13 protein-coding genes are annotated in these 13,399 nt (G+C 69.9%); 4 read left to right on the top strand and 9 right to left on the bottom strand.

Annotation, left to right across the window (positions count from 1 at the left end; genetic code table 11):
* The 4 genes from NRB56_RS23550 to NRB56_RS23535 all read right to left on the bottom strand — a co-directional run bounded on the left by NRB56_RS23550 (position 1) and on the right by NRB56_RS23535 (position 3,492).
* Positions 1-1,182, bottom strand: coding sequence for an alpha-xenorhabdolysin family binary toxin subunit A (locus tag NRB56_RS23550; RefSeq protein WP_194290954.1), 1,182 nt, complete (start codon positions 1,180-1,182; stop codon positions 1-3).
* A gap of 386 nt (positions 1,183-1,568) precedes the next feature.
* Positions 1,569-2,183 (bottom strand): biotin transporter BioY, encoded by a 615-nt coding sequence (locus tag NRB56_RS23545; RefSeq protein WP_319943426.1) that lies wholly within the window; start codon positions 2,181-2,183, stop codon positions 1,569-1,571.
* Positions 2,180-2,821: an energy-coupling factor transporter transmembrane component T family protein gene (locus NRB56_RS23540; protein WP_319943425.1), complete on the bottom strand. Its 642-nt coding sequence runs from the start codon at positions 2,819-2,821 to the stop codon at positions 2,180-2,182. The genes NRB56_RS23545 and NRB56_RS23540 overlap by 4 nt, the downstream gene beginning before the upstream one ends.
* Positions 2,818-3,492, bottom strand: a complete 675-nt coding sequence (locus NRB56_RS23535; protein ID WP_319943424.1) for an energy-coupling factor ABC transporter ATP-binding protein — start codon at positions 3,490-3,492, stop codon at positions 2,818-2,820. The genes NRB56_RS23540 and NRB56_RS23535 overlap by 4 nt, the downstream gene beginning before the upstream one ends.
* Before the next feature lie 236 nt (positions 3,493-3,728).
* On the opposite strand from NRB56_RS23535, the gene NRB56_RS23530 reads away from it, so the two are divergent.
* On the top strand, positions 3,729-3,944 hold the full coding sequence (locus NRB56_RS23530; RefSeq protein ID WP_153345673.1) for an FmdB family zinc ribbon protein: 216 nt from the start codon (positions 3,729-3,731) through the stop codon (positions 3,942-3,944).
* A 298-nt stretch (positions 3,945-4,242) separates the two neighbouring features.
* Here NRB56_RS23530 and NRB56_RS23525 read toward each other — a convergent pair whose 3' ends face one another.
* Complete coding sequence (locus NRB56_RS23525) at positions 4,243-5,121, bottom strand: class I SAM-dependent methyltransferase (protein WP_153345671.1); 879 nt, start codon at positions 5,119-5,121, stop codon at positions 4,243-4,245.
* Between the two features lie 38 nt (positions 5,122-5,159).
* On the bottom strand, positions 5,160-5,504 hold the full coding sequence (locus tag NRB56_RS23520) for a hypothetical protein (protein WP_153345669.1): 345 nt from the start codon (positions 5,502-5,504) through the stop codon (positions 5,160-5,162).
* Positions 5,505-5,590: 86 nt separating this feature from the next.
* Here NRB56_RS23520 and NRB56_RS23515 point away from each other — a divergent pair, with 86 nt between their 5' ends.
* On the top strand, positions 5,591-6,556 hold the full coding sequence (locus NRB56_RS23515; protein ID WP_153345667.1) for a quinone oxidoreductase family protein: 966 nt from the start codon (positions 5,591-5,593) through the stop codon (positions 6,554-6,556).
* Between the two features lie 5 nt (positions 6,557-6,561).
* Here the strand turns inward: NRB56_RS23515 and NRB56_RS23510 are convergent, their stop codons facing one another.
* Complete coding sequence (locus NRB56_RS23510; protein ID WP_153345665.1) at positions 6,562-7,197, bottom strand: TetR/AcrR family transcriptional regulator; 636 nt, start codon at positions 7,195-7,197, stop codon at positions 6,562-6,564.
* Between the two features lie 85 nt (positions 7,198-7,282).
* Here NRB56_RS23510 and NRB56_RS23505 point away from each other — a divergent pair, with 85 nt between their 5' ends.
* The gene (locus tag NRB56_RS23505; RefSeq protein WP_153345663.1) at positions 7,283-8,755 is read left to right on the top strand and encodes an FAD-dependent monooxygenase; all 1,473 of its coding nucleotides are present in this window, start codon (positions 7,283-7,285) and stop codon (positions 8,753-8,755) included.
* Positions 8,756-8,969: 214 nt separating this feature from the next.
* Positions 8,970-11,045 (top strand): hypothetical protein, encoded by a 2,076-nt coding sequence (locus NRB56_RS39820; protein ID WP_153345661.1) that lies wholly within the window; start codon positions 8,970-8,972, stop codon positions 11,043-11,045.
* Positions 11,046-11,380: 335 nt separating this feature from the next.
* Here the strand turns inward: NRB56_RS39820 and NRB56_RS23495 are convergent, their stop codons facing one another.
* Together NRB56_RS23495 and NRB56_RS23490 are read right to left on the bottom strand one after the other, a co-directional pair.
* Entirely contained in the window at positions 11,381-12,085 is a 705-nt protein-coding gene (locus tag NRB56_RS23495) for a hypothetical protein (protein ID WP_153345659.1), read from the bottom strand.
* Between the two features lie 282 nt (positions 12,086-12,367).
* Entirely contained in the window at positions 12,368-13,339 is a 972-nt protein-coding gene (locus NRB56_RS23490) for a heme o synthase (RefSeq protein ID WP_319943423.1), read from the bottom strand.
* Positions 13,340-13,399 lie beyond the last annotated feature (60 nt).

Here is a 13,399-nt window from a genome sequence, read left to right as displayed (position 1 = left end):
CTATACGCCTACGAGGATTTCGTTCGGTGTGATGAGGGTCGCCAGCCTCCACGCCTCCAAGGTCAACTGGTCCACAGCGGTGGGCGGCTGCTCGGTGACGAAAGCGTTCACCCGGAACTTGTCGGCCTCGTCCGCTACCGCGGCCCAGTCGCGGATGGCCGCGTCGACGCCGCAGTCCATGATGATCGGCGAAACCTTCTCGATGTTGGTGTCGATCAGTGTGCGGACAGCCGCGAGGTCATTCGAGATGGCCCCCCACACACCCTCGATCTTCTGGATCACCGGCATGGCGCTTGCCAGGTCCTTACCGATCACCGTGGAACTGTTGTGAGCGGACCAGACCGCGTGCATCAGGATCACATTGGCAGCCGCATCCGCCTCCAACGATTTGATCTTCTCCTTGAGGGCGTCTATCTCGCGCAGGGCCGCGGTGGCATCCGAGCCGTATATGCCGGCCACCACTGCCGCGGCGACCAACCCGGCCGGTCCGAGCCACGCGTACGTCGGCGTGGTCGCGGCCACCACGACATCATGGTTATATCTTTCGTTCGCCGCCTTCAGGGCGTCCCTGTTCTTTTTGAGCTTATTCGCGATATCGACTGCCGCCTTGCTGGTTGCGCCGTACTTCTCATCGTAGTAGGCGACCAGGCCGGATTTGCCGTCTACGCCCAGCATCGTCGTCTTGTCGGACTCGATATTCTTCGCGAATTCAGTGATTTGCCTGCCGACGTCGGACGCTTTCTGCACCCGCGAGTCGGCCTCTCGCTTCAACTGGTCGAGAATCGCTGCCAGTTTGGCTTTTGCATGCTGGTCGTTCGGCTTGCTCACCAGCGAGTCCGCCAAATCTTTGATGGCCGGATAATAGACGGGCGGCATGGTCGAACCGTACTCGTGGATATCGCTGGCCAGGCTGATCGCGGCAGGGTATATCGCGTCTTGCCAACGCGTGGCGTTACCGTGGATCGCACGGTAGGCGTTGATCAACTTGGTGAAGTCCGACAGGTCGGTGGGTGCACCTGTGCCCAGGGAGTTCCGGAACTCGGTCTGTGTCGTCGGGAGGACGGAAGCTTCTTTGGCGTATGTCTGGATACTGATCCACTCGGCCCGGCTCAGCACGAAGCTTGCCCTACCCTGCTCGCTCGCTCCGGCCAATCCACGGGGCCCGATATCGAAGTTGGTCATCGAATGTCCTTTCGGTCGATGTGACACACGAATGAGGACTTCCCGGAGAGCTCGATGGATTACGCGATGGCCGCACCGAAAGCAAAAGGACAGCAGCGATTCAGATCGGTGCAGCATTACTCGATCGCGGGCACGGGCGTTGCGGGGGACCTTTGCGCGTGCGCGGTGCTCACCGCCACGGCCGCAGATGTACAGGCATCCCACAAAGTATGAGCGATCCGCCCACGGTCCCGGTCTCGAACGCACATCGGTGCGGCAGCGATCAAGAGCCGCCGAGATGACAGCCGCAGCGGGACTCGTCGTGTCGCTCAGGCCGGAGCCGACCACACCCGGCTCGACGGGGACCCGGGTCGGCGGAGTTCGGCGGCACGCTCACCGGTGCGGATTCAGCGCGCCGAGGGCTCGGGACGCACAGCTTTTCTCCGGGCGGGCAGGACGCTGTACGAACGCAGGACGCCGTCGGCGACCAGGGCGACGATGCCGGCCTTGATCAGGTCGCCGGGGACGAACACCATGCCGGACGAGAACGCCTTGTGCAGGGAGATGCCGGTGTTGGCTGACAGCCACGGGATGCCGACGGCGTACACCACGGCGATGCCGCCGACGACCGCCGCGACGAACAACACCACGACGCGCAGCCAGCGGGTGGTCAGCCGCCAGGCCCACAGCTGGGCGATGGCGCCGGTCACGAGCGCGCCGGGCAGCCAGCCGACCAGGTAGCCAGCCGTGGGCCCGGCGAAGACGCCGAGTCCGCCGCGGCCGCCGGACAACACCGGCAGGCCCGCCGCGGTGAGCAGCGCGACCAGGGCGCAGGCCAGCATGCCGCGCACCGAGCCCAGGATCGCGCCGGCCAGCATGACGCCGAGCGTCTGCATCGTGATCGGTACGGCGATGAAGCCGACGCTGATCGGCGGGATCAGGCCCAGCGCGACGATGATCGCCGCGAACAGCGCGACGAGGACGACATCGCGGGTGGCGACGCGATCGGCCGGTCGGTTCACGAATATTTCTCCTCGGTACGGTCCGCTGCGGCGGGCTCGGGCGGATAACAGCGCGCGTCGACGGCCGCGGCCACGTCGTCGGCGGATTTCAGGGTGCGGACGAGCAGCGGCACCAGCAGGGCGACCGGGTTGGCGTGCAGGCCACGGGCCCGCTGCGCCTCGCGGATGTCGAGGAAGTGCCGGTGCACCTCCGGCACGAAACGCAGTACCAGGGCGATGCTCAGGCCGATCCGCTCGGTATTGCGCACCCCGACGTACCGGAGCAGACCCGCGAGGCGCTCGAACAGGTCCAGCACCTGGATCGGCGGGGTGGTCAGGGTGACCGCCAGGGCGAGCAGCAGGACGGCGAGCAGCCGCGACAACGTCAGCAGCGCGGTGTGCAGATCCTGCAACACGGCAGTGAGTGCGAAGAAGCAGCCCAGCATCCACACCAGCGGGGTGAGCCGGGCGCGCAACGTCCGCCACGGCATCCGGCACGACAGCAGGATCAGCGCCGCGACCACGGCCGCCGCGGCCGCCACCGGCAGGGAATCGACCAGGAACAATCCGATGCCCGCGACGAACAGCGCCGCGAACTTCGGCCCGGCCGGCAGTCGATGCGGGATCGTCGTCCCGGATACGTACAGGCCGTCGTTCACGAACAGTGCTCCCGATACCAGCGGATCGCGTCGGCCGGCGAGCTGTCGCACGCGATCGTGCCCTCGTGCACGACCAGCACCCGGTCGTAGCCGCCCAGTAGATCGAGGTCGTGGGTGACGACGATCGCGGCCTGCGGCATGGTGTCGATGACCGTGCGCAGGCGGTTGCGGTTGCGCAGGTCCAGCATGGTGGTGGGTTCGTCGAACACGACCAGTTCCGGCCGCATCACCAGCACCGACGCCAGCGCGACCAATTGTTTCTCGCCACCGCTGAGCGAATGGCTCTGCCGCTCGGCCAGGCCGGCGATGCCGTATTCGTCCAGCGCGGCGCGTACCCGTGCCGGGATTTCCTTCCGGGGCAGCCCGAGATTCTTCAGGCCGAACGCCATGTCCTCGGCGACGATCGGGAAGACGATCTGATTGTCCGGATTCTGGAAGACGAAGCCGACCTTGGCCCGCACCCGGCGACCGGCGGTCCGGGTGTCCAGTCCGTCCACGCGGACCCTGCCGGTATCGGGCAGCACCAGTCCGTTCAGCAGCCGGGCCAGGGTGCTCTTCCCCGAGCCGTTCTGTCCGATGACGCCGATGCGCCGCTCCGTCAGCCGCAGGTCGACGCGACTCAGCACGCTGTGGCCGTCGTAGTCGACGGCCACGTCCTCCAGCTCGATCACCGGAACAGACCGCCGGGCGGGAGGACGGACAGGGACATACGAGCGCATTTCCTTCATCGGGACCGGCCGCGCGCTACCGCCGGGCGGATTGCGATGCGGCACAGCGTGATTCACTGGACAACCAGTTGATCATACCTGCCGGTCCGTCGGCGCCGGCGGCCGGGGCGCCGAATCGGCGCAGCGTACGGCCCGATCCACGGTTTCGCGACAGGACGGATTCCGGCGATAATCCTGTCATGCCGACCTATGCGTACCGCTGCCGCGAGTGCACCGACACCTTCGAACTGCGGCGGCCGATGAGCGAGGCCGGCGCGCCGGCATCCTGCCCGGACGGGCACACCGACACGGTGAAACTGCTGACCACCTTCGCCCTGACCGGGTCCGGCGCTCCCTCCCCCGCACCGGCCCCCACCGGCGGTGGCGGGTGTTGCGGTGGAGGCTGCTGCGCGTAATCGGGTCGGAGCCGTACCCGGGCCGGCCATACGGACAGTTGCGGCCCCAGCTACTCCGCCCGACCACCCGCGTGATCAGTCCGGCGTACCCACGTGCAGCGGTTGCCACGACAGACCGAACCGTTCACCGTCGGGATGATGCGGGCCGAGGACTGCACGGCCCGCTCGGCCGGTCGTGGTCGTCGCGGCCGGAGCGACCATTTCGGCACCGCACCCGTGGGCAAGGCCGTGGTGAGGTCGCCGCGCCGACCGTCCCGGCACCGTGGGTGCGGCCGATGGCGTGCCGGGATCGCTGGGTTCAGGCCCGGCGCTCGGCGATCACCGCGCGGCTGTCGCCGACGAACCTGGTTCGCGGCGCGGCGATGCCGAGGCTCTGCGAGGTCTCGTACAGGGCGTGATCGGCGGTGACGGTCCAGCCGTGCCCGGCGAGGATCGCGGCCATCTCGCGGGTGGTCCAGGTCGAGATGTGCGGTTCGTTCGCCAGGGGATCGCGGTCGCCGGACATCACACTGTAGAAGCGCATACCGAGCCGGCCGATCGCGGCCAGACGCGAGGGCAGCGGGTAGGTCGCGATCAGCCGACTGCCCGGCGCGGAGCACGCACCCACCGCTGCCAGGGTCGAATCCACTTGTGCCGCAGTGAGATACGGCAGCACTCCCTCCCAGATCCAGGTGCTGGGCAGTGCGGCGTCGTAGCCGGCGGCCACGAGCGCCGGGCCGAGTTCGTCGCGGCCGAATTCGACCGGCACCCAGCGCAATTCCTTCGCGACGGGGGTGAGATCGCCGGCCCGCTCGCGCTTGTCCTGTTGCGAGGCGGGCTGATCCACCTCGTAGACGACGACATCGCCCAGGCCGGGTAGCCGCCAGGCTCGTCCGTCGAGGCCCGCGCCGAGGATCACCAGTTGTGTGGTGGGCCGGTCCGCGACGGCCTCGTCGATCAGCACCGTGCGGGTGGCCAGGACCGCCGCGGTGGCGTTGAGCATCTCGTATTCCATGCGGGGACGCATGCCCTGCGGGACCGTGCCGGCCCGCGCCCGCTCGACCGCCGCCCGCTCGTCGTCGTGCAGGAATCGTTGCGCCACCGGATCACTGAACCGGCCCGTCGCCAATCGGCCGTCGGCCACCGCACGCCCCTGGCACACCAGTATCGCGGTGCGGCTCGCTTGCTTGTCCGCCATGACGGCCCATTATGGTCGGCCGGCGGGCCGCGGGCAGATCAACGCTCGTTGCGCGCCTTGGGGAATCGGCTCTGCCGGGCGACCCAGCCGGCCATCCGGGCCCAGTGCCCGCGGCCCGGGGTGGCCTTCGCGCTCAGCTCGCGGCCCCACTCCTCGGTCTCCGTGACATCCGGCACCGCCGCCACGATCGCCTTCGCCTCGGCGAGATCGGCGGCGAACTGGTCTCCGAGGATGCCGTCCGCGCCGACCAGGGTGATCCGGACGCCGATCCGCCCGGTCGGCTGCAGGACGGCCGTGGCCGAACCGCCGTGCTCGGCAACGAACTTGCGCACCGCGGCGACGGTGGCGGACGACGGCTTCGCGGGAGCCTCGGTAGCAGTCATGGGCCGAAGTTTACCAACGGGTAATCGGCGGCCCCACCGCGCGGGCGCCGCGGCGGCCGGAGTGCGCCGGTGTAGAAATAGGACCCATGCGCGCCATCCAGGTATCCGAGCAGGGCGGTCCCGAGGTTCTCGACTATGTCGAGTTGCCCGATCCGCGGCCCGGCCCGGGGCAGTTGCTGGTCGACCTCGAGGCGGCGGGTGTCAACTTCATCGACACCTATATCCGCGCCGGGATCTATCCGCAGGAGGTGCCCTACGTTCCCGGCGCCGAGGGCACCGGCGTGGTGGCCGAGGTCGGGTCCGGCGTGAGCGGTTTCGCGGTCGGCGACCGGGTGGCGTGGGCGTCGGCGCCCGGGAGTTACGCGGAACGGGTCGTGGTGGCCGCCGAGGTGGCGATCCCGGTTCCCGCCGGCGTCGAGGCGCCGGTCGCGGCCTCCGCGCTGCTGCAGGGGATGACGGCGCATTATCTGTGCGAGACGATCTACCGGCCGCAGCCGGGCGAGACCGTGCTGGTGCACGCGGGGGCCGGCGGCGTCGGGCTGATCCTCACCCAGTTGCTCGCCACCCGCGGGATCCGGGTGATCACCACCGTCTCCACCGACGAGAAGGAGACGCTGTCGCGGCACGCGGGGGCGGCCGAGGTGCTGCGGTACGGCGACGATCTGGCCGCGCGGGTCCGTGCGCTGACCGGGGGCGAGGGTGTGGCCGCCGTCTACGACGGCGTGGGCGCGTCCACCTTCGACGCCAGTCTCGATTCGCTGCGCGTCCGCGGGATGCTCGCGCTGTTCGGCGCGGCCAGCGGTCCGGTGCCGCCGGTCGATCCGCAGCGGCTAAATCGCGGCGGCTCGCTGTTCCTGACCCGCCCGACGCTGGTCCACTACACCCGCACCCGCGACGAATTGCTTTGGCGCGCAGGCGATATCTTCGACGCGCTGGCGACGGGCGGGCTGCGGATCCGGGTCGGCGCCGAATATCCGCTGGCGGAAGCCGCACAGGCGCACCGCGATCTGGAGGCCCGCAAGACCACGGGCTCGATCGTGTTGCTGCCCTGAGTGTTTCAGTAATCGCGACCGGTGAGGCCGCGGTAGATGAACCGGGTCAGATCCTCGACCGCCTGTTCGTCGGTGATCTCCAGCACGCCCTCACGCATCGACTGGAGCAGGCCGTCGACCGCGGCGAACATCATGGTCAGCCCGGCCTCGGGGGAGCCCGGCAGCCGTAGTCCCGCCGCGGGTATGTAGGCCATGTGGCCGATGATCTCGTCGCGCTGCTCGACGGCGAACGCCCGCATGATCGCCGCGAACTCGTCGTTGACCAGCGCGGCCTGACTCATCGCGCGCAGTACCGCCCAGTTGCGGCGGGCGAACCGCCAGTACCCCTCGACGTGGAAACGGATCGCCTCGGGATCGGTGAAATCCTCCCGGTGTTCCGGCCGTGCGGCGTTCTCGTCTCCCTCGGCGGCGAGGTCCTGCAGCAGCGCGCGCAGGAGATCCTCCTTGCTCGCGAAGTGGTTGTAGAACGACCCGGCGGCCCGGCCCGCGGCGGCGGTGATGTCGGTGATCTTGGTGTTCAGGTAGCCGCGTTCGGCGAACACCTCCCGCGCCGCGTCCTTCAGCGCCTGCTCGGTCTCGGCCGACCGCTCCTTGCGGCGCCCGCGCCGGTCACCACCCGCTCCCGCATCCGCGTCGGTCATCACCACCTCCTTGACAGCGCAGAGTAGCAATCCACATACTGAATCAATATTCACTGAATATTGATTCATAGTTGGAGGCACGACCATGTCACTCCCGGTCCTCATCGCCGGCGGCGGTCCCACCGGTGTCGCGCTCGCCATCGACCTGGCCCGCCGCGGCGTCGCGGTCCGCATCGTGGAGCGCGACGACACGCACTTCCAGGGCTCCCGCGGTGACGGGATCCAGCCCCGCACGCTCGAGGTGTTCGACGATCTGGGGGTACTCGACGCGGTGCTCGCCGCCGGTTCGAACCAGCCGCTGATGCGGGCCTATCTGGGCGGGCAGTTCGCCGGAGAGCGGCGGATGAGCGATCTGCGCGAGCCCACTCCCGCTGTGCCGTACCCGAATCCGTGGGTGCTCGGCCAGTCCGAGACCGAGCGGATCCTGCGCGACCGGCTCGGCGAATTCGGCGTCGTGGTCGAATTGTCCACCGCCGTCACCGATTTCACCCAGGACGCGGACGGGGTGACGGTCACCCTGCGCGGCCCCGACGGGCCGGCCACGGTACGCGCCGACTATCTCGTCGGCGCCGACGGCGGCGGCAGCACCGTCCGCAAGACGCTCGGGGTCCCGTTCGAGGGCGAGACCGACGAATCACTGCGCATCCTGCTCGGCGATGTCACCGCCGACGGGCTGGATCACGACTACGGCTACTGGTTCGCCGAGCCGGACGCGATGATGGCGGGCATCGGCCTGAGCCCGCTGCCGGGCGGGACGTTGTTCCAATTCTCCGCCCCACTGGCCGATTCGATCGAACCGACCCGGGAAGCGTTGCAGCAGTTCCTGAATCGGCTCTCGCACCGCGACGACATCGTACTCGGCGAACCGGTGTGGTCGACGATCTGGCGGCCGAACATCCGCCTGGCCCAGCGCTTCCGGGTGGGCCGGGTGTTCCTCGCCGGCGATGCCGCGCACGTCCATCCGCCCACCGGCGGGCAGGGGATGAACACCGGCGTCCAGGACGCGTACAACCTGGGGTGGAAGCTGGCCGCCGCCCTCGGTGGCGATCCGGCCGCCCTGGACAGCTACGAGCCGGAGCGGCGCACGGTCGCCGTCCGGGTATTGGGGATCGCCACCGGCCTGCTCGAAAAGGCCGTCGCCGGAGACGAAGACGCGATGCGCCGCGGCACCGAGACGCATCAGCTCGACATCACCTACCGGGCCCCGGACGCCGGCGGCCGATCGGTCGCGGGCGACCGCGCCCCGGACGCGCCGTTGCGCGGCGCCGACGGGTCGGAGTTGCGTCTGTTCGACCTGTTCAGGGGACCGCACGCCACCCTGTTGGGCTTCGGCGCGCCGGCCGGAACCCCGGCCGACGCCGACGTCCGGGCGTTCTCGATCATGTCCGCCGCGGACCCGAATCCCGATGGCCACCTGGTTGCGGTGGACGATCACGCGTTCGCCGCCTATGCCGCCGCCGACGGCACCCGGATCCTGGTGCGGCCCGACGGCCACATCGCGTGGCGGACCGACGCGGCCGTGACATCGACTGCCGCACATCACCGTCCGGCCGATTGAGCCATTGGTCGGCGGCGCCGCACGCACCGGATGCGTTGCGGCGCCGCATATCACCGTGAATGTCCGCCCCGGATGCTCCACGGTTGCCCGGAATGCCGGATGATCTTGCTGCCGCACAAGCCGATTCGCCCGCTCGGTCGTTTTCGGCGTACGGTTGTCGACGGTGCCGGCGCAGGTAACCGGCGGAGACGCATCCGGTCAGGGGTTGATCAGCATGTTGGTGAAGGTTCGCAACGACGACCCGGCACGGCTGTCCAGCACCGAGCGCACGGTGGTCGCCTGGCTACAGACCTGGCGCGACGCCCGCGCCCTGGCCGGCATCGCGGTGTTCAAGGCGCGCGGCACCGATCTCATCGTGTTCACGCCGGAGGCCTGCGTGGTGGTGGCGATCAAGTCGTTCACCGAGCGGGCCACCGGCACGTTGCGCTGCGGCGCCGACCAGCCGTGGACCCTGGAGGGCCGGATCGCGCCCCTGGAGGGCGTAGAGAACGGCAACGAGCCGATCGAGGAGATCATCACCCGCACCGGCGAGATCGCCCGGCTGCTGCGGTCCGCCCCGGGACGCGAGCAGTCGAACATCAGCGGCGTCGTGCTGGTGGTCCCCCAGTTCGGTAGCCGGATCACCCTCGACCGGGGCGACCTGCCCGACGGTATCGACGTGGTGCGCGGTGACGGTCCGTCCTCGCTGCGCTCGTACATCATGCGGGCTTCCGCCGACAATCCCGGCTCGTGGGACGCCGCGCAGGTGGGCCAGGCGCTCGGTGTCCTCGGCTTCGCCGCCGCGGCCACCTTCGCCGAACTCACCGAGGAGGGGTTCCCGGCCCCCGCCGCCGACCGCACCCCGCCACTACCACAATCCGGCACCGGCACACCGGCATTCGCCCCTGCCCCCCAGCCCGCCTGGGCCAGCCAGCCCGCCTGGGCCGGCCACCCCGCCCCGGCCGCCGGACCCCCGCCCACGCCACCCGGCTACCCCGCCGGCCAGCCGTTCCAGGCCACCGGCCCCCTACCCCAGTCCGCGAATCCCGCCGGAGCACCACCCCTCGGCCCCGACGGTCAGCCGATCAGCGCCGCCGGGCAACCGCTCGGTCTGGGAGGACAACCACCCGGTCCCGGCGGGCAACCACTCGGACCCGGCGGGCAACCACTCGGTGCCAGCGGCCAACCAATGGGGCCAGGGGGTCCACCGCTCGGCCCCGGCGGCCAACAAGTGGGTTCCGGCGCGCAACCCCTGGGTCCCGGCGGACAACCGCTCGGCCCCGGGGGCCCACCACTCGGACCCGGAGGACAACCGGTAGGTCCCGGTGGGCAACCGCTCGGCCCCGGAGGGCAGCCACTCAGCCCTAGCGGCCAACCGCTCGGTGCCGGCGGCCAACAAGTGGGGCCAGGCGGTCAACCGCTCGGCCCCGGCGGCCGACAAGTGGGTCCCGGAGGACAACCATTGGGTCCCGGGGGCCAACCGCTCAGCCCAGGCAGCCAACCACTCGGACCCGGCGGGCAACCACTCAGCCCTGGCGACCAACCGCTCGGTGCGGGAGGCCAGCCATTGGGCTCCGGCGGCCAACCATTGGGTTCCAGCGGGCAACCGCTCGGGCCTGGCGGACAACCGTCGCAGCCGCACAGCCCGGGCGGCCAACCACAGCAATTCGGATATGTCGGCTCTCCGCAACAGCCGATCGGACCGGCTGGTCCCGCGTCGCAACCGGTCGGCGCCGGTGGCGTGCCGCCGCAACCGACCGGCCCCGGGAGCCCACAGCCGCCCGGGACGCCACCGCAGGGCACCGCAGGCGTGTCACATGCCGCTCCGCTACCGCCGACCGGCGCCGGCCCATACCCCACCCCGCCCCACGGTTCCGGGCCCGCCGGGGCGCCGATCCCCGTGCCGGGCGGTCCGGCGCAGACCGCGCACACGCCCCAATACGGCCAGCCCGCAACGGATTTCGCGGCGTCACCGCAAGATCCGAACACACCGCACGCCGGGCAGGACCCGCAGCGCTACTCGATTCCGTTCGAGCCGCGCCCGGCCGCCCGCCCGCGCCGCCGGTTGGGCAGCGTCGCTCCCTTGGTCCTGCTGGTGCTGCTGGTGGTCGTTCTCGGGCTCGTCGCGATGTGCGGTGGCGGCGGCCACAAGTCCACCGACGGCAACACCGGTCCCGCCGGCAATCACGGTCCCGCTCTCACCACGGGCCGCCCCACCGGCGCTCCCCCGCCGCCGGCGACCCCGACCGAGCTGACCGTCCCCTCGGCCGCCCCCGGACGCGCCTGTTTCCCCTTGCAACCGAACTGCTGAACCGGTTGATGCCCCGGGGGTGTTCTCCGGGGCATCGCCGCCAAGGTCGTCCGCCTCAGCCGGTAACCGGTTCGCGCCGAGCCGGTTACCGAACCCGCCCGCTCTCGCTGCGGCCCGTCCTTCCGGCAATCACGGATCCGTGCCCACCACGGCCCGGTCGTCGGGGCAGCTCCCCTGGAACCCGTCATCCGAGCGGGATGCCCGTCCCTTCCGCCAGCGCCGACCGCGCCTGTTCACCGGCAATCGAACTGTCGACCCTGCCCGGGGAGCTTCCCGTGGCATCACGGCCACCGGAGTCGTCCGCCGAGGCGGGAAACCGGTTCGCGCCGAACCGATTACGCGGACCCGTTCGCAAGGGGCTCGAAATCCCATGTCCTGCACCCGTAGACGACCCGATCCGCGGCCCCCGTGCCGCTGTCGTTGAACACCCCGTACTCGGTGACGATCGCATGGGGATTGTTCTGTGCGATCTCGGGCAGCGTCGCGGTGGCCGACTGCCCGCCGGCGAGCCCCTGGATCGGCTGCGTCGACCACCAGCGGCCTCCGACCAGATCGTCGCTGGTCGCCCAATTCGCCGCGCCCACATCACCGTTCGCCGGTGGCCACCAGACGAGGGTGGTGAAACCGCTGCGATCGGTGTCCGTGCGATCCGCCAGGCGAAGCCGCAACTGGAAGCTGACGTACTGGCCCTGATGCATGAATCCGAGATTCTGCGGGCCGGCGGCGAGGTCCGACAGCCGGGTGTTGATGCCGGGATGGAAGTAGTTCGTCCGGCCGCCCGGCGGAGCGTACATGTCGAGATATCCGGTACCGGAGGCCTGCGTGCCCTCGGCGTACCGCGGCGCCCTGCCGTCGAGCGGGAACCACAGCGACGTGGAGAGCGGTGACACGGTGGTGTGACCGCAGGGAAATCCCGGCGGAAGCCCCTCGGCGGAGTCCGCGCCGCTCTCTTCCGCCCAGGCCGGAACGCCGAATGCGATCACTGCCGCCGCGGCGGCCAGGAGCACAGCGCTGCTCGATCGAACACCACGAAGAACCATCGACGACTCCTCACACTGTTGCGCGGATGTCGCGTGCCGCCACCTCCGCACGCGAAAAGCCCGATGCTGCGGAGTGATTCGACGGCGTGCCCGAACAGCCGCTACCGGTTGTTGTCGTGAGCACTCGAACGGCAGCCGGTCGGGTGCCGACCGCTGGCATCGATCCGGGCATACGGTCGGTATGTCCGGGTCGTGCAGCGCAGTTTTACCGGCGCGGACCGGGAGCCGCCGTCACCGTGCCGACGGTTCGCCGATTCGTTATCGGCGAAACCCACGGGGAATCTAGAACAGCGGGTGCCAGCCCAGCACGGAATCGACCGCCAGACCGCAGAAGACGACGGCGAGATAGTTGTTGGACTGCAGGAACAGTCGCAGCGGTTTGACCGATTCGCCCCGGCGGACACCGGAATACAGCTGATGGGCCATCAGCAGGAACCACGCGCCCGCCACGATCGCCACGGCCGTGTAGATCACACCGGTGGCCGGGATCAGCGCCAGCGTGGCCGCGACGGTGAGCCAGGTGTAGATGACGATCTGCTTGGTCACGACCTGCTCGGTGGCGACCACCGGCAGCATCGGCACACCGGCCGCCCGGTAGTCCTCCTTGTAGCGCATGGCCAGCGCCCAGGTGTGGGGCGGCGTCCAGAAGAAGATCACCAGGAACAGCGCGAGCGCGGGCCACCCGATCGTGCCCGTCACCGCGGCCCAGCCGACCAGGACCGGCATACAGCCCGCCGCGCCGCCCCACACCACGTTCTGCGAGGTGCGGCGCTTCAGGCCGAGGGTGTACACGAAGACGTAGAACAGGATGGTCGCGACCACGAGCGCACCGGACAGCAGATTGGCCTGCCACCACAGCCACGCGAACGAGCCGAGCCCGAGCGTCACGCCGAACACGAAGGCGTGCGAGGTCGGCACCGCCGCGCGGGCCAGCGGCCGCCGCGACGTGCGCTTCATCACCTTGTCGATATCGGCGTCGGCGACGCAGTTGAGCGTGTTGGCGCTGGCGGCGCCCATCCAGCCGCCGAACAGCGTGGCCAGGATCAGCCGGATGTCGACGTGCCCGCGGTGCGCGAGCAACATCGTCGGGATCGTGGCGACCAGCAGCAACTCGATGACGCGCGGCTTGGTGAGCGCGATGTACGCGAGCACCCGGCGGGTCAGCGTCGCGATCGGGCCGGAGCCGGTGACACGGTCGCTCAGCACGGGAGCGGAGGAGCCATGTGCACCACCCGGCTGTTGCCCAATCCGCACTGTTTCTCCTCGCAGGTGGTGCCTCGATCCGGTATAGGAACGAGCAGCGCGCACGCGTCC

Origin of the sequence: Nocardia aurantia (assembly GCF_009604425.1) — a bacterium.
In the GTDB taxonomy this organism is placed as follows: Bacteria; Actinomycetota; Actinomycetes; order Mycobacteriales; family Mycobacteriaceae; genus Nocardia; species Nocardia aurantia.
This window is presented reverse-complemented; position numbering and strand designations above follow the sequence as displayed.

What these genes read in the sequence shown, in the direction of transcription:
- NRB56_RS23550 (WP_194290954.1), bottom strand. Translation starts at nt 1,182, where the DNA reads ATGACCAACTTCGATATCGGGCCCCGTGGATTGGCCGGAGCGAGCGAG.
- NRB56_RS23530 (WP_153345673.1), top strand. Translation starts at nt 3,729, where the DNA reads ATGCCGACCTATGCGTACCGCTGCCGCGAGTGCACCGACACCTTCGAA.
- NRB56_RS23525 (WP_153345671.1), bottom strand. Translation starts at nt 5,121, where the DNA reads ATGGCGGACAAGCAAGCGAGCCGCACCGCGATACTGGTGTGCCAGGGG.
- NRB56_RS23520 (WP_153345669.1), bottom strand. Translation starts at nt 5,504, where the DNA reads ATGACTGCTACCGAGGCTCCCGCGAAGCCGTCGTCCGCCACCGTCGCC.
- NRB56_RS23515 (WP_153345667.1), top strand. Translation starts at nt 5,591, where the DNA reads ATGCGCGCCATCCAGGTATCCGAGCAGGGCGGTCCCGAGGTTCTCGAC.
- NRB56_RS23510 (WP_153345665.1), bottom strand. Translation starts at nt 7,197, where the DNA reads ATGACCGACGCGGATGCGGGAGCGGGTGGTGACCGGCGCGGGCGCCGC.
- NRB56_RS23505 (WP_153345663.1), top strand. Translation starts at nt 7,283, where the DNA reads ATGTCACTCCCGGTCCTCATCGCCGGCGGCGGTCCCACCGGTGTCGCG.
- NRB56_RS39820 (WP_153345661.1), top strand. Translation starts at nt 8,970, where the DNA reads ATGTTGGTGAAGGTTCGCAACGACGACCCGGCACGGCTGTCCAGCACC.
- NRB56_RS23495 (WP_153345659.1), bottom strand. Translation starts at nt 12,085, where the DNA reads ATGGTTCTTCGTGGTGTTCGATCGAGCAGCGCTGTGCTCCTGGCCGCC.